A 16,191-nucleotide genomic window follows, 5' to 3' on the forward strand; every position below is an offset into this window, starting at 1 on the left:
CGGATGTCGCGGTGTCGGCCTACACCGGCACCGCGATGTACTTGTACTCCAGGAACTCCTCGATCCCGACCCGGCCGCCTTCCCGGCCCAGGCCGGACTGCTTCACGCCGCCGAACGGGGCGGCGGGGTTGGACACCAGTCCGGTGTTGAGGCCCACCATGCCCACCTCCAGCCGCTCGCTGACCCTCAGTGCGCGGTCCAGCGACCCGGTGAAGACGTAGCCGACCAGGCCCCACGGGGTGTCGTTGGCCCGGCGCACCACCTCGTCCTCGTCGTCGAAGGTGAGGATCGCGGCCACCGGGCCGAAGATCTCGGTCGACATGAGCCTGCTGTCGGGGTCCACGCCGGTCAGCACGGTCGGCGGGTAGAAGTGGCCGGGGCCGTCCGGGGTGGTTCCGCCGACGAGCACCTCGGCACCCCGTCGCACGGCATCGGTCACGAGTTCCTGGACCTTGGCGCGGCCCGCCTCGTCGATCAGCGGCCCGACGTCGACTCCCGGTCGGGCGCCGGGCCCGACGACGAGGGCGCCCATGCGTTCGGCGAGTCGTTGCGCGAACCGGTCGGCGACGGCGCGGTGGACGAAGAACCGGTTGGCGGCGGTGCAGGCCTCGCCCATGTTGCGCATCTTCGCGGTCATCGCGCCGTCCACGGCGGTGTCGAGGTCTGCGTCGTCGAAGACGATGAACGGGGCATTGCCGCCCAGCTCCATCGACGTGCGCACGACGGTGTCCGCGCTCTGTGCCAGCAGCAGTCGGCCGACCTGCGTGGAGCCGGTGAAGGACAGCTTGCGGATACGCCCGCCGCGCAGCATCGGTTCGACCACGTCACCGGGCTTCGACGTGGTGACGACGTTGAGCACGCCGTCGGGCAACCCCGCCTCCTGCATGATCGCGGCCAGCGCGAGGCTGGACAGCGGGGTCTGCGGCGCGGGCTTGAGCACCATCGTGCAGCCCGCCGCGACGGCCGGGCCGATCTTGCGGGTGCCCATCGCCAACGGGAAGTTCCACGGCGTGATCAGCAGGCACGGCCCGACGGGCCGCCGCATCAGCAGCATCCGGTTGCGGCCGTCCGGCAGCACGCCGTACCCGCCCTCGACACGCACGGCCTCCTCGGAGAACCAGCGGAAGAACTCGGCCGCGTACGCGACCTCTCCCCTGGCCTCGGCCAGGGGCTTGCCCATCTCGGACGTCATCAGCGCGGCGAGTTCGTCGGTGCGGGAGACGATGATCTCGTACGCGCGGCGCAGGATCTCGCTGCGCACCCTGGGCGCGGTGGCCGCCCACTCCTCCTGCACGCGCACGGCCGCGTCCTCCGCGAGGAGCGCGTCCTTGGGACCCGCGTCGGCGACGTGGCAGATCACCTCGCCGGTCGCCGGGTCGTGCACGGGCATGGTGGCGCGGTCGGCCGCGTCCAGCCAGGTGCCGTCGATGAACAACTGCCTCGGTGTGTCGATCACGGTGTTCCTCCTGGTCGGGCGGCCTGGTCGAGCAGTTCGGCCAAGTGCACCGCGCGGATGTCCCGGCCTTGGGTGAGGTGGTCGATCTGGGTGGCGCAGCTGAAGCCGTCCGCCACGACGACCCCGTCGTCGGGCTGTTCGTCGAGACGGGGGCGCAGCGAGAGGTCGGCGACGGCCATGGACGTCTCGTAGTGCTGTTCTTCGAAGCCGAAGTTCCCGGCCAGACCGCAGCAGCCCTCGGCGTCGGTCACCTTCCGCACGCCGAGCTTGCGTAGTAGGTCACCCGGCCGACGGCTGCCGAATGTGGCGTACTCGTGGCAGTGCGTCTGCAACAGCACGGAGTCGGGCAGCTCTGGCGGACTCCACCCCGGCGCGGCCAGTTCGGTCAGCGCACCGGTCAGGGTGTGCACCCGTGCGGCGACGCGGCGGGCGGCGTCCGTGCCGAGCAGTTCGGGTACGTCACGCTTCAGCGCGGCGGCGCAGCTCGGCTCCGCCACAACGATCGGCAGGTCGCGATCCGACGCGCCGTCGAGTGCGGCCACCGTGCGGGCCATGACCCGGCGTGCCACGGAGAGCTGGCCGGTGCTCACCCAGGTGAGACCGCAGCACAGCCCGTCGCGCGCCGTGCTCGGAATCCCCGCGTCGCCGAGCACTCTGGCGGTGGCCCCGGCGACCTCGGGGCGGAACGCCCGCGTGAAGCTGTCGACGAACAGCAGCGCCGTCGGCTCGGTAGTCGGCGGCACGTCGCGGAGCGCGGACCGCAGCGCGCGCCGCGAGGCGAAGGCGGGTATCGCGCGGTGGGTTGTGACGCCGCCGAGGCGGGCCGCCAGCGTTCCCAACGGTCCGCGCAGCAGCGCGTTGACCGGTCGGGCGACGTAACGGGCCAGGGCGGAGGTGAAGGGCAGCCAGCCCAGCGAGTAGTGCGAGCGGGGCCTGATCCGGCCCCGGTAGTGCTGGTGCAGGAACTCCGCCTTGTACGTGGCCATGTCGACGCCGACCGGGCAGTCGGTGGAGCAGGCCTTGCAGGACAGGCACAGGTCGAGGGCGTCACGGACCTCCGTCGAACGCCAGCCGTCCTGGACGGTCTCCCCGCGCAGCATCTCCTGCAACAGACGCGCCCGGCCCCTGGTGGAGTGGTTCTCGTCGCCGGTGGCCCGGTAACTGGGGCACATCACACCGCCCGTGTCGCTGCGACAGCGACCGACGCCGACACAGCGCCGGGCCGCACCCGCGAACCCGTCGTCGTCGTGCGGGAACGTGAAGAGCGTGGGGCGGCCGTCCGGTGCGACGGGGTTGTGCAGCATCAGGTCGGCGTCGAGTGCGGCGGGCGCGACGATGACGCCGGGGTTGAGCAGCCCGTCCGGGTCGAAGAGCCGCTTGAAGGCGGCGAAGGCCTGGATCATGCGCGGGCTGTACATGACGTCCAGCAGTTCGCCGCGGGCACGCCCGTCGCCGTGCTCGCCCGACAGCGTGCCGCCGTGCCGGACGACCAACTCGGCCGCTTGCTTCAGGAAACGGCGGGCGGCGGCCCGGCCGGGGTCCGTGCCGAGGTCGAAGTCGATGCGCACGTGCACGCAGCCGGCGCCGAAGTGCCCGTACAGCACACCGGTCAGGCCGTGCTCGTCCAGCAGCGCCCGGAACTCGCGCAGGTAGCCCGCCAGGTTCTCCGGCGCGACCGCCGCGTCCTCCCAGCCCGGCCACGACTCGCCACCGTCCACCAGGCGTGCGGCCAGGCCGGCGCCGTCCTCGCGGACCCGCCACAGCGAACGCCGTTGCGCGGCGCTGTCCACCAGCCTGCCGTCGACCACGCGCCCGCGGACCTTGAGGACGTCCAGCAGCTCGGCGGCCCGGACGGTCACGTCCGTTTCGTCGTCACCGTCGAGTTCGACGTACAGCCAGGCCCGCCCGTCGGGCAGCCCGGTGACCGAGTCCGGGCCGCGTCGGGCGCGCATGGTGGCGACGATGGCCTCGTCCATGCCTTCCACGGCGGTGGGCGACCAACGCAGGATCTCGGGGACGTCCTCGGCCGCGTCCACGAGGTTGTCGTAGCCCAGTGCCAGCAAGGCCGACGCTGGAGCCGTGGCGACCAGGCGGACGGTCGCGGCGACCACGACGGCGCACGTGCCCTCCGTGCCGACCAGGGCCCGCGCCATGTCGAAGCCGCGTTCGGGTAGCAGGTGGTGGAGTTGGTAGCCGGAGACCTGGCGCGGGATGCGACCGAGTTCGGTGCGGATCAGCGCCAGGTTGTCCACGATCAGTTTCCGCGCGCCCTCGGTCAGCCGCGCCACCGCTTCGGTGTCGGTCGGGTCGGCGGCGTGCAGTCCGGTGTGGTCGGCGATCGCCAGGACGCCGTCCGCGGTGACGATCTCCAGGGACTCGACGTGCGCGCTGGTCCGCCCGTGCCGGACGGAACGGTTGCCGCACGCGTCGTTGCCGATCATCCCGCCGAGCGTGCAGCGGCTGTGCGACGACGGGTCGGGGCCGAACGTGAGCCCGTGCCGTGACGCGGCCGTGCGCAGGTCGTCCAGCACCACCCCGGCCTCGACCCGAGCGGTGCCCGCCTCCGAGTCGATCGACAGGACCCGGTTCAGGTGGCGGGAGAAGTCCAGGACCACGCCCGGCCCGATGGCGTTGCCCGCCATGCTGGTGCCGCCGCCCCGCGCGGTCACCGGCACGCCCAGCTCCCGGCACGCCAGGACCACGGCGCGCACCTCGTCCACCGAGCGCGGGAACGCCACGGCCAGCGGCGGGACCCGGTAGTTGGAGGCGTCGTAGGCGTACGGCGCGGTGCCGCCCGCGCCGGTCTCCAGCCGCATACCGGGAGCGGATCGGGCGAGCAGACGCGCCAGGGCGTCCGCCGTCATGGCGCCACCACGCCCACCTCGACCGCGGACGCCCACGCCCGCAGCCCCTCGTCGACGGCCTGCTCGTCGATCACCAGCGCGGGGATCATCCGGACGACCTGGTTCCACGCGCCGCACAGCAGCAGGAGCAACCCCGCCTCCGCGGCGGCGCGCTGCACGCGGGCGGCGGTTTCCCCATCGGGGCGACCGTCCTCGGTGACGAACTCCGTGCCCAGCATCAGGCCGAGGCCCCGCACGTCCCCGATCGCCGGCGTCGTGGCGGCGACCGCCTCCAGCCCGGCGCGCAGCCGTTCGCCCATCCGCTCGGCGTTGTCGACCAGCTTCTCGTCGCGGACCACGTCCAGGGTCGCGCAGGCGGCGGCGCACGCCACCGCGTTGGCGCCGTACGTGCCGCCCTGCGAGCCCGGCCACGCCTTGCTCATCAGCTCCTCGGACGCGGCGATGCCGGACAGCGGGAAACCGCTGGCCAGGCCCTTGGCGGTGACCAGGATGTCCGGCACGACACCGAAGTGGTCGTGACCCCAGAAACGGCCCGTGCGGCCGACGCCGGTCTGCACCTCGTCCAGGATCAGCAGGAAGCCGTGGCGGTCGGCACGCTCGCGCAGGCCCTCCATGAACCGGCGGGTCGCGGGCACGTACCCGCCTTCACCGAGCACGGGCTCCACGATGACCGCGGCCGTGTCGGCGGGCGCGGACACGGTCTGCAGCACGTAGTCCAGTTCGCGCAGCGCGAAGTCGGTGGCGGCGTCCTCGTCCCAGCCGTACCGGAAGGCGGCCGGGAACGGGGTGACCACCACACCGCTCATCAGCGGCGAGAAACCGGCCCGGAACCGCGTGCCGGAGGTCGTCATCGCGGCGGCGGCCACCGTCCGGCCGTGGAAACCGCCGTGGCAGACCAGCACGTTCGGCCGGCCTGTGGCCTGCCGCGCCAGCCGCAACGCCGCCTCCACCGCCTCACTGCCGGAGTTGGCGAAGAACAGGCTGTCCAGTCCGGTCGGCAGCACTTCGCCCAGCTTGTCCACCAGCCGACGCAGCGGCTGGTGCATGACCGTCGTGTACTGGCCGTGGACGAGCGTGCCGACCTGCTCCTGGGCCGCGGCCACCACCGCCGGGTGGCAGTGGCCGGTGCTGGTGACGCCGATCCCGGCGGTGAAGTCGAGGTAACGCCGGCCGTCCTCGCCGTACAGGTGGACGCCCTCCCCTCGGACCGCGACCACGGGCGTGGCCTGGCGGAGGTGCGGCGACAGTGCGGTCATGGTCGTCTCCCTGGGTCTCGCGGTCGATTCCGAGCATCTCGGCAGCCCGTGGGCGCGACAACGCGTGTTCTGTCCGCCTGGAGCACGGGGTTTGGACGTTTTGTCAACCGCCGCGGTCCGCACCCGTCGGCCACGGCCGGGCCGGCCCGCGTCGGCCGCACTTGCGCAGGTGGACGCCGCTTGTCAGAGTGACCGGGCACTCAGGGAGACGCCGTGGACGACGAACACCGGACCGCCCGGTCCGGCGAGCAGGAGCACCCGGCGGCGGTCGGCAGCGTGCTCACCGTCGCCGACGTACTGGCCCTGCCGCTGTTCGCGGCAGGTCTGCCCACGGTGGTCACCGGCGAATCCGGCCTGGACCGGCCGGTCCGCTGGGTGCACATCACCGAACTGACCGACCCGGCGTCCTTCCTCAAGGGCGGCGAGTTGGTGCTGACCACCGGCATGCCCCTGCCGACCGATCCCTCGCTGGTGCGCCGGTACGTCGACGAGTTGGCCGACGTCGGCGCGGCCGCCCTCGTCATCGAACTGGTCCGGAGGTTCCACCGAGCACCCGACGCCCTGGTGCGCGCCTGCCGGACCCGGGGCCTGCCCCTGGTCACGCTGGCCAAGGACGTCAACTTCCTCGAAGTCACCCAGGTCGTCCACGCCCTCATCCTCGGCAACCACGCGGAGGCGATGCAGCGAACGCAGCAGATCCACGACGCCTTCACCGCGTTGACGCTGCGCGGCGCGGGGCCCGAGGACGTGATGCGGGCCGCGGCGGAGATGAGCGGCCACACGGTGGTCTTGGAGAACCTCGCGCACCAGGCGCTCATCTGCGAAGCCGCCGGTCGGACCGTGGCCGAGGCGCTCACCGACTGGGAACGCCGCTCCCGAGCCGTCCCACCGGGCGACGACACCGACGTCCGCGGTCCCGAGCGGTGGCTGGTGACCCCGGTGGAATACCGCGGCGAACGGTGGGGCCGGGTGGCCATGCTCCCCACCCTCTCCCCACCGGCACCGGGCAAACCCGCGCACGGCACCCCGTTCGGGCCCGAGGACGTCACCGTGCTGGTGCGAACCGCGATGGCGTTGACGATCGCACGCCTCATCCACACCGCGACGTGGGAACGCCGAGCCCACCGCAACCTGCTCCAGGACATCGCCGAACAACGCCACCGCTCCCCCGACGAGGCACGTGTACGCGCCGCGGCGCTGGGCGTGCCGACCAAGGACACCCGCTACGTCGCCGTTCTCGTGGACACGTCAGCCGGAAGCTCCCTGGTCGACGCACTGGAGCCCTGGACCGCCCTGGTGGGTGAACTGAGCCCGGGGCGCGTCGGCGTCCTGCTCGCCCTGCGAACCGCCCAGCCGTGGCGGCCCGTGGTCGAGCAGCTGAGCCACACCGCGCTCGACGTCGACCCGTCGGCCGTGGTGAGCGTCGGCTCCGAGGTCACCGAGGTCACCGACCTCGCCCACGCCGCCCGCTCGTTCCGCGCGGCCGCACGCGTGGCGGAAGCCGTCCTGCCCGGCGGCTCGGACAAGCCGTTCCACGAACTGTCCGACATCGGCCTGCGGCAACTGCTGTACACGTTGCGCGAGGACGTCCGCGTCCAGGACTACGTGGAACGCCAGATCGGCCGCCTGGTCGAACACGACGTCCGCCACCACACCGACCTGCTGCCCACCCTGCGCCACTACCTCGACGCCGCAGGCAACAAGACCACCGCCGCCCGCCGCGGCGACCTCTCCCGCCAGACGCTCTACCAGCGCCTGGCGACCATCGAACGACTGCTCGACTGCGACCTCGAATCCGGTGAGCGGCGCACGGAGTTGCACGTGGCCCTCATGGCGCTCGGCGTCCTGAGACTGGGCTGACGGAACGGATCTCGTGCAGGAGAGGGATCACCGCGCGGTCAGGCGGTCCGGATCGGGTACGGAGGACAGCAGCTCGCGGGTGTAGTCGTGGGTGGGTGCGTCGCACACTTGGCGAGCGGGACCCGACTCGACGATGCGGCCGCGGTGCAGCACCGCCACCCTGTGCGCGACGTGCCGGACCAGCGCGAGGTCGTGGCAGATGAACAGCTGGGCGAGCCCCAGCGAGTCCTGCAACTCGGTGAACAGGTTGATCACCCCGGCGCGCACCGACGGGTCGAGCGCCGAAACCGGTTCGTCGAGCACCAGCAGCCTCGGCTCGCTCGCCAACGCCCGGGCGATGCCGACGCGTTGGCACTGCCCGCCGGACAGCTCGTGCGGCAGCCTCCGGACGACGGACCGGTCGAGGTGCACGAGGTCGAGCAGCTCGGCCACCCGCGCGGGACCGGTCGCCGAATCCCAGCGGCACTGGACGCGCAACGGCTCGGCGACGGCGTCGAACACCGTCTTGCGCGGGCTGAGTGAACCGTACGGGTCCTGGAACACCGGCTGGAAACCACGCCTGAGCGTTCGTAGTTCAGGCTCCTCCACAGTGGTCAGTTCACGACCTCCGAAACGGACGGACCCGCCTTCCGGCTTGCGCAGCATGAGCACCGCAGCGGCGGTGCTGGACTTGCCGGAGCCGGACTCGCCGACCAGGGCGAGCGTCTCCCCGGCGGCCACGGTGAAGGAGATTCGGTCCACCGCCAGGACGGGCGACGTCCGGCGTCCCCGTGCCGGGTAGCGGACGACGAGGTCCCGGACTTCGAGCAGTGGCGCCGTCATGCCGTGGTCCCCACGAACAGGTCCGTGGTGCGCCGCGGCAGCTCGGCGAGCCGGTGGCAGGACGCCCAGTGCCCGTCCTGCCACTCGGCGGGCTCGGGCTCGTGCCGCGTGCAGGAGTCCGCGGCCGCAGGACAGCGTGGCGCGAACGCGCACCCCGCCGGCAGGGAACCGGTCGTCGCGGGCGCTCCGGGCATGGCGGGCAGGTACCTGCTCTCCGCGTGCCGCGGAGGCAACGACGCGAGCAGGCCTGCTGTGTAGGGGGCACGCGGCTCGCGCAGGACTCGGTGGACCGGACCGGACTCCACGTGCCGGCCCGCGTACATCACCAGCACCCGGTCGGCGTGGGCGGCGGCTACGGCGAGGTCGTGCGTGACCAGGACGACCGCCATCCCGGCCCGCTCGCGGAGCGTGTCCAGCATGTCCAAAATCCGGGCTTGGATGGTCGGGTCCAGCGCAGTGGTCGGCTCATCGGCCACCACGAGGTCCGGGTCGTTGACCGTCGCCATGGCGATCACCGCGCGCTGGCGCATGCCACCGGAGAACTCGTGCGGGTAGGCGCGGGCGCGGCGGGCGGCGTCCGCGATGCCGACGCGGTCGAGCGCGTCGACAGCCCGCTCCAGCGCCGCCTTGCGCCCCACTCCCCGCACCGATCGGACGGCGAGGGCGAGTTGGTCTCCGACGGTGTGCACGGGACTGAGCACGGACAGCGCGTCCTGCGGCACAAAGGCCATCCGGTGTCCCCACAGCTTCCGGTACACCGCATCCGAGGCGCCGACCAGTTCCTCGCCGTCGAACCGAACACTGCCGGACACACGCATCCCGGCGGGCAGCAACCCGAGCACGGCTCGCGCGGTGATGGACTTCCCCGCCCCGGACTCCCCCACCACGGCGAGCATCTCGCCTGCCGCGACCTCGAAGGACACGTCGCACACCAGATCGACCTCGTGCGGCCGGGTGGCGGTGATCCGCAGGCCGCGAACTTCCAGGAGTGCTTCAGTGCTCATCACGCACCAACCCCTTCGGCGATCGACATCCGGCGACTCCGAATCACGCCGAACAGCCCGGAATCCGTCCTGCCCCATCCGCGCAACGTGGACAACGAGACCGCGAGTGTGGCGAGCACCAGCAGCATCGCCGCCGGTGCGAGTGCCGCCAGCGGAGCACGCTCCACGTAGGGCAACGACTCGGCCAGCATCAGGCCCCACTCCGGCGCGGGTGGCTGTGCGCCGAGCCCGAGGAAGCCCAGGGACGCCAGGGCGAGGGCGATGCCGGGCAGGCGCAGGACGGCGTGGCGGGCTACCGGTCCGGCCACCGACGGCAGCACGTGACGCAGCAGGATCCACGACGGTGGCGACCCGATGGCACGCAACGCCGTCACGTAAGCGGCAGCGCGCGTTTCCTGGACCAAGGCTGCCGCGTGGGCCGCGAGCGGCGGCCAGGACACGAGGGCGACCGCGACGGACGCGCCCACGACTCCGGGGCCGAGCACAGCGGCGACCAGGATGCCCGCGATCACCGGGGGCACGGCGTTGGCCGTCTCCGCCACGCCCGACGCCGGGCCCGGCAGGAATCCCAGCACCACCGCGAGGACGTAGGAGCACAGGCACACGCCCGCCGCCACACCGAGCGTCGCGGCCGCGCCGTGCCCGACCCTGGCGAGGACGTCCCGGCCTAGCGAGTCGGTGCCCAGCGGGTGCGCCCACGACGGGCCCGCGAGCCGGGCGGCCATGTCCAGCCGCAGTGGTTCCAGCAGCAGCCCCCAGCAGATGACCACGGCCGCCACCACCGCGCACACGATCGGAACCGCTCGCCGCGAACGGCCGGTCGTCCCTGCGACCGGCGCGGGCAGCGACAGCGCGGCGTCACGCAACCCGGGTCCGAGCAGCCGGTGCCGGGCCAGCGCCGCCAGCGATCCCGCGAGCACCCCCAGGAGCACCAGCGCGAGGATCGAAGCCTGCAACAGCGGCAAGTCCTGGGATTCCGCAGCGCTCAGGGCGGTACGGCCGATGCCGGGCACCGTGAACACGGTCTCGACGGCCACCGCGCCACCGGTCAGCCCGACGGCCACGAGACCGATCTGCGGCAGCAGGGGAGGCAGAACGCGGCGCAGCGCAGCCGACGCGATGATGCGAGGCGTGCACCCCGAGGACCGCCACAGCCCGACCCAGCGCTCCTCCACCACGGCAGGCAGCGCGTCGTCCACCAATCGTCCCAGCACCGCACCCGCCGGGACGCCCAACGCGACCGCGGGCAGCACCAGATGCTGCGGTCCCTGCCAGCCGTACGGCGGGAACCACCCGAGCCACACCGACAGGACGATCAACAAGATCGTGGCGACCAGGAACTCCGGCAACGCCGCCAACGCCGCGGCCCCTCCGCCACCCGAACCACCTCGCAGCGTCCCCCGCGCCCCGCGCACGACCGTCCGCGCACACAACGCGCTCGCCAACAGCAGGGTCACGACCAACGCCGCGCCCATCAGGGTCAACGAGACACCCAGACCGGACAGCACCGACGGCAGCACTTCGGCGCCGCTGACCCAGGACCGCCCGAGGTCACCGCGCAGCACCCCGCCCAGCCAGTCACCGAGCAGCCCCGCCGGGCCCGCGTCCAAGCCCAGTTCCCGGCGCACGGACTCCAAGGCCTCGGGCGTCGGCTCCTGTTCGGCGGAACGGGCACGCAGCACGGACAGCGCCGCGTCGCGGCCCGACAGCCACGGCAGCAACCCCACGACCGCGACGATCAACGCGAGTGCGCCGGCGCGGGACAGGAGCGCACCGGCGCGGTCGCGCACCGACACGCCGCTCACTTCAGCCGGGTGGTCGCGGTGACCAGGAGCCGTTCGCGCGGGTCCTTGGCCGAGTCCGCCACCGACGTCGCGTCACCTTGGATGACGCGTTCGTGCAGCATCGGGATCGCGGCGTCGGTCCGCAGCACCGTCGCCTCGGCCTCCAGGATCGCGGAACGGCGCTGATCACCGGATTCCACACCGGCTGCCTTCGCCACGGCCGCGTCCACCGCCGGGTCGCACAGCTTCGCGATGTTGAACGACCCGTCGCAGGCGAAGTCCGACCTCAGGTAGGCGACGGGATCGCCGGAGTCCAGCACCGTCGCCCTGGACAGGATGAACGCGTCGAACTTGCCGGCCAGCATGTCCTGTTCGATGTGCGCGTACTCGCGCACGACCTGGTTCACCGTGAACCCCTTGTCCTGCAATTGCTGCTGCAACACCGACGCCACCTCGGGCAGCTCGGCCCGGTCGGTGAACGTCGCGAGGGTGATCGTCACGCCCCTCGGATCTGCGGCCTTCGTCCGGTCGCCCAAGGCTTTGCGACCCTCGGTCGCCCAGGGCAGCGCGGGTCCGAGCAGGCCCTTCGCCACGTCGGCCCGTCCCTCGTAGACGCCCTTCACGATCGCCTCGGCGTCGATCGACTCACGGACCGCGGCACGCAGGGCGGGATCGATGAACGGGCCTGACTTGGTGTTCAGGTAGAGGGTGTTGGTGCGCGGCATCGGCACCTCGGTGATCGTCTGCTGGTCCAGCAGCGCGGCCTGGGACACCGGGACCGCTTCCGCGATGTGGGCCTCACCGCTGCGGATCGCGGCAGCGCGCGCGGCGCCGTCCGGCACGAACGAGACGTCGATGCCCGCGGCCTTCGCCTTGTCGCCCCAGTAATCGTCGAAGCGGTCGAGCGTGGCGCCCGTCGTGCCGTTGACGTGCACCAGCTTGAACGGGCCGCTACCAGCACCGACCGGGTTCACCTTGCCGTCCGGGGCGTACGCGCTCTCGGCCAGGACGGACAGCTGCGGCGAGGAGAGTCGTTGCGGCACCAGCGGATCCGGCACGCCGGTGGTGAGCACGACCTTGTCCGCCTCGGCACGGACCTCCAACCGGACACCGTCGAGGATGCGCGGCTTGGGCGAGGCCTTCATCGCGCGGGTCAGCGTGTTCGCGGCCACGGCCGCGGTCAGCACGCTGCCGTCGTGGAACGTCACACCGTCCCGGATGACGAACTCCCACGTCGTATCGGACGTGCGGGTCCACCGAGTGGCCAGCGCGGGCCGCGCGTCACCCTTCTCGTCCAGGTTCACCAGCGTCTCCGCCGTCGACCAGCGCGACAGCTTGAAGGCGTCGTCGCTGAACGGCGACAACCCCGACCGCGGCGGCAGCATCATCGCCACCTTGATCCGGCCTCCCCCGGACGGGTCGTCGGTTCCCGTCGCCCCGGTCGCGAAACAACCGGTGAGGAGAACGGAGACCGCCATGAGGCCGGCGGCAGCCATGGGCGTGCGGTGGTGCATCAGCCTGTCCCGAGGTCGTTGAGGAGTGAACGACCGGACCGTAGCTCATGACAATCGTTTCCATCCAGGTCGTCCCACGATGTGGCATATCGTGCCCGTATCTGGCACAGCAGGTGGTGCGTCATGATGGGCGCCGCGAGCCGTCCCGACCGGTGGCCGACGGTTGCGGATCATTGAGACTTCACTCACCTCACCGAAAGATTGGTGAGGCTTGCCTTATACGGTGTCGTCGCCCGCACCGCATCCGGTGAGCCGGGACATAACCACCTCTCCGCACGACAGGAACCACCATGCGCCCAACACCCCTCGGCATCGTCGCCGCGCTCGCTCTCATCCCCGTGCTGGCGGGCTGCTTCGTGTCGGGCACGGGCGATCCGGGCGCGCCGGCCGGGTCGGGTGGCCGGTTGAGGGTCGCCCTCGCGGTGCCGCCGGTGCAGGCCCTGTCCCCGTACAGCAACGACGCGACCGTGCTGAGCAAGCTCTCCGTCGCGGAAGGACTCACGGCGCTGGGCGAGGACGGAGCCGCCGCGCCCGCGCTGGCGAAGTCCTGGTCCCGGAAGGACACCACGACCTGGGTCTTCGAGCTGCGCGAGGCCAAGTTCCACGACGGCACCGAGGTCACCGCCGAGTCCGTCGTCAACGCGCTCGACCACGCCGGTGCCGCGAAGACCAAGCCCCGCGTCCTCAGTGACGTGACGCTGACCGCGAAGGCCGAGGACGCCGACACCGTCACGATCAGCACGAAGACCGCCGATCCGGTGCTCCCGTTTCGGCTGGCCAGCCCCGCGCTGGGCATCTTCTCCGCGAAGGCGTACGCCGACGACGGCACCGTCAGCCCCATCGGTGCCGGAACCGGTCCTTTTCGGATCACCAACCTCACCGGGAAGACCAAGGCCACTTTGGACCGCTTCGAGGACTACTGGGGCGGCAAGGCCGAGGCATCCGGGATCGACGTGACCTGGATCGCCGACGGCGCCGCCCGTGCCAACGGCCTGCGCGCCGGCGAAGTCGACATCGCCGAGTGGATCCCCACCGCCCAGGCGAAGCTGCTGGACACCGACACCCGTCACGAAGTGCCGTCCGTGCGGACCGACAGCCTGGTCCTCAACACCGCCGGCGGCGTCTTCGCCGACGCGTCGCTCCGCGCGGCCGCCCGCGAGGCCGTGGACGGTTCCGCCCTCGTCGACTCGGTCTTCGGCGGGTACGCCGACCCCGCGCAGGGCCTGTTCGGGCCCGCCGTCCCCTGGGCGGCCGACAAGCGTGTCGAGGTGTCCGGCCGCGCGACGGCCGCGACCACCGACCAGGTCAAGTCGAAGACCCAGGGCACGACGCTGCGCCTGGCCACCTACACCAACCGCGCCGAACTGCCCGAGATCGCGACCGTCCTGCAGCAGCAACTGGAGAAGGCCGGGTTCACGGTGCAGCAGGACGTGCGCGAGTACACGCAGATGGAAGCCGACCTCCTCGCGGGCGAGTACGACGCGCTCGTCTTCTCCCGGGTGACGCTCCTCGACACCGGCGACGCGGTCGCGTACCTCACGAGCGACTTCAGCAGCACCGGCGTCTACAACATCGCCCGGGTGAAGGACTCCGCGGTCGACCAGGCCATCACGTCCGCCGCAGAGGAAGGCGACACCGCGCAGAGGCAGCAGAAGATCATGCGGGCGGAGGCGGAGGTCCTGCGCACCGACGCCGTCGTGCCGCTGGTCCACGAGAAGGTCGTACAGGGCATCGGCGCCGATGTCGAGGGTGTGCGCCTCGACCCCCGCGAGCGCTCCCTGATCGGCCTCGACACCCGACTCAAGTAGCGGCGGATGATCAGCACCAAGTCGACCGGTGCCGATGCCCGCCCGCCCCGGTGGCGCGCGGGCGCGGGCCGCGTCGCCGCCGGGACCACCCTGCTGACGGCCGTCGCGCTGCTGCCCTGGTTGTCCGCGACCGACCCCGCGCTGACGGTCCTGCGGGCCCGATCCGCCGACCAGGACCCGACCCCCGCGCAACTGGCGGCGGTACGGGAGCAGCTGGGCTTGGACGAGGGGCCGTTCACGCACCTCGGGCACTGGCTCGGCGGCCTGTCGCGCGGCGACGCGGGCACCTCCTGGGTGTCGGGCGAACCGGTCCTTCCCCAGGTGACGAGCGCTTTCGCGGTCTCGACCACGTTGATGCTCGGCGCGCTCGTAGTGACGATCGCGGTGGCCGCGCTGATCAGCGCACGCACCCTGTGCCTCGGATCACGGCAAGCACTGCCACCGGGGCGGGGCGGCACCGGGGCCGCCTTCCTCGCCGCGCTGCCGAAGTTCCTGCTCGCCTCGCTGCTCGCCACCGTGTTCGGGGTGTGGCTGGGCTGGTTCCCGTCCAGCGGCTGGGAGGGGCCGTCGTCGATGGTGCTGCCCGCCCTGGCCCTCGGCGTGCCGTCCGGGGCGATGATCGGCGGCCTGCTCGACCACTCCCTGCCCGCCACCTTCCACGAGCCGTGGGCGCGGACCTGGCACGCCGGCGGGTTCTCGTCCGGCCACGTGGCCCGGTCGGCGCTTCGCGGCGCGCTGGCCGGGGTGCTCCCCCAACTCCTGCCGACCGTCGTCGCCCTGGTCGGCGGCGCGGTCGCGGTGGAGAAGATCTTCAACATCCCGGGACTCGGCCGACTCGCGCTGGAGGCCGCCATCGCCCAAGACCTCCCGCCGCTGCAGACCGCGACCCTGGCCCTGGCCCTGCTCGGCGTCGCGGCCGGCCTGCTCATCCAGGCCATGCGCCACGTTCTGCTCGGCCCCGCCCTGCGGGACGGCGGCCTGACCGCCTCCCACCTACCGGCCCTCCGGCCGCGGCGCTCCACCCGCCTGGTGGCCGGCCTCTGCGCGCTCACTCTGCTCACGCTCGTCGTCGCCGGGCTGCTGCGCGATCCCCTGCACGTCGACACGGCGGCCCGCCTACTGCCCCCCTCGGCCGCGCACCCCTTGGGCACGGACGCGCTCGGACGCGACCTGCTGGCCAGGCTGGGCCACGGCGCGCTGCGCACCGCGGGCCTGGCCCTCGGGGTCACGACGGTCAGCATCGTGACCGGACTGCTGCTCGGCATGGCGGGACGGGTGACCGCGGGCCTGACCGAGGTCATGTCGACGCTGCCGGCCGTCCTGATCGGACTCCTGACCACCGCGGTGACCGGGCCGTCGGTGTGGGGTGCCGCGGGCGCGGTGTGCCTGATCGGCTGGACCCCCTACGCCGCCCAAGCCGCGGCACTGCTCGAACAGGAACGGGCGAGCGGTCACATCCTGGCGTCGGTGTCGTGCGGCGCCGGCCCGACGCACCTGCTGCGCCACCACCTGCTGCCCGCCGTGCTGCCGGCCGTGCTGCGCAACGCCCTCCTGCGCCTGCCCACCACGGTGCTCGTGCTGGCGTCCCTCGGCTTCCTCGGCCTGGGCGAGCAGCCGCCCACGCCGGAGTGGGGCCGCCTCCTGGCGGAGAACCAGCCATACCTGGAACTGGCGCCCTGGACCGTTCTCGGCGCGGCCGGGGCGCTCGTCCTGCTCTCCGTTCTCGCCATGTCCGGTACCGCGGTAGGGCGGCGCAAAGCCCGAGGTGCGACGACTCGTTGACGAAGCACGCCGCATGCCGTTCACCGCATCCCGGTCGTGAA

The 16,191-nt window shown here is 72.4% G+C and carries 10 protein-coding genes; 3 read left to right on the top strand and 7 right to left on the bottom strand.

Annotation, left to right across the window (positions count from 1 at the left end):
• Window positions 1-19: 19 nt before the first annotated feature.
• Genes ALI22I_RS46740 through ALI22I_RS46750 form a run of 3 tightly spaced genes read right to left on the bottom strand, consistent with a single transcriptional unit; the run spans window position 20 to window position 5,576 of the window.
• A complete protein-coding gene (locus ALI22I_RS46740) occupies window positions 20-1,456 on the bottom strand; it encodes an NAD-dependent succinate-semialdehyde dehydrogenase (RefSeq protein WP_077011933.1) in 1,437 nt (478 codons plus the stop codon).
• A complete protein-coding gene (locus ALI22I_RS46745) occupies window positions 1,453-4,320 on the bottom strand; it encodes an FAD-binding and (Fe-S)-binding domain-containing protein (protein ID WP_077011934.1) in 2,868 nt (955 codons plus the stop codon). Before ALI22I_RS46745 ends, ALI22I_RS46740 begins: the two co-directional genes overlap by 4 nt.
• Entirely contained in the window at window positions 4,317-5,576 is a 1,260-nt protein-coding gene (locus ALI22I_RS46750) for an aspartate aminotransferase family protein (protein WP_077011935.1), read from the bottom strand. Before ALI22I_RS46750 ends, ALI22I_RS46745 begins: the two co-directional genes overlap by 4 nt.
• 213 nt (window positions 5,577-5,789) lie before the next feature.
• Here ALI22I_RS46750 and ALI22I_RS46755 point away from each other — a divergent pair, with 213 nt between their 5' ends.
• Window positions 5,790-7,436: a PucR family transcriptional regulator gene (locus tag ALI22I_RS46755; RefSeq protein WP_083752517.1), complete on the top strand. Its 1,647-nt coding sequence runs from the start codon at window positions 5,790-5,792 to the stop codon at window positions 7,434-7,436.
• Window positions 7,437-7,463: 27 nt separating this feature from the next.
• Here the strand turns inward: ALI22I_RS46755 and ALI22I_RS46760 are convergent, their stop codons facing one another.
• Genes ALI22I_RS46760 through ALI22I_RS46775 form a run of 4 tightly spaced genes read right to left on the bottom strand, consistent with a single transcriptional unit; the run spans window position 7,464 to window position 12,542 of the window.
• Window positions 7,464-8,258 (bottom strand): ATP-binding cassette domain-containing protein, encoded by a 795-nt coding sequence (locus tag ALI22I_RS46760; protein WP_077011936.1) that lies wholly within the window; start codon window positions 8,256-8,258, stop codon window positions 7,464-7,466.
• Window positions 8,255-9,262 (bottom strand): ABC transporter ATP-binding protein, encoded by a 1,008-nt coding sequence (locus ALI22I_RS46765; RefSeq protein ID WP_077011937.1) that lies wholly within the window; start codon window positions 9,260-9,262, stop codon window positions 8,255-8,257. The genes ALI22I_RS46760 and ALI22I_RS46765 overlap by 4 nt, the downstream gene beginning before the upstream one ends.
• Entirely contained in the window at window positions 9,262-11,067 is a 1,806-nt protein-coding gene (locus tag ALI22I_RS46770; protein WP_238598921.1) for an ABC transporter permease subunit, read from the bottom strand. The genes ALI22I_RS46765 and ALI22I_RS46770 overlap by 1 nt, the downstream gene beginning before the upstream one ends.
• Window positions 11,064-12,542 carry an ABC transporter substrate-binding protein gene (locus ALI22I_RS46775; protein ID WP_238598922.1) on the bottom strand — a complete coding sequence of 493 codons (1,479 nt, stop codon included), beginning with the start codon at window positions 12,540-12,542 and terminating at the stop codon, window positions 11,064-11,066. Before ALI22I_RS46775 ends, ALI22I_RS46770 begins: the two co-directional genes overlap by 4 nt.
• Before the next feature lie 308 nt (window positions 12,543-12,850).
• Between ALI22I_RS46775 and ALI22I_RS46780 the strand changes: the two genes are divergently transcribed.
• Together ALI22I_RS46780 and ALI22I_RS46785 are read left to right on the top strand one after the other, a co-directional pair.
• Window positions 12,851-14,368, top strand: coding sequence for an ABC transporter substrate-binding protein (locus tag ALI22I_RS46780; RefSeq protein WP_077011939.1), 1,518 nt, complete (start codon window positions 12,851-12,853; stop codon window positions 14,366-14,368).
• Window positions 14,369-14,374: 6 nt separating this feature from the next.
• Window positions 14,375-16,150, top strand: coding sequence for an ABC transporter permease subunit (locus ALI22I_RS46785; protein WP_077011940.1), 1,776 nt, complete (start codon window positions 14,375-14,377; stop codon window positions 16,148-16,150).
• The last annotated feature ends 41 nt before the right edge of the window (window positions 16,151-16,191 follow it).

Origin of the sequence: Saccharothrix sp. ALI-22-I (assembly GCF_001984175.1) — a bacterium.
Classification (GTDB): Bacteria; Actinomycetota; Actinomycetes; order Mycobacteriales; family Pseudonocardiaceae; genus Actinosynnema.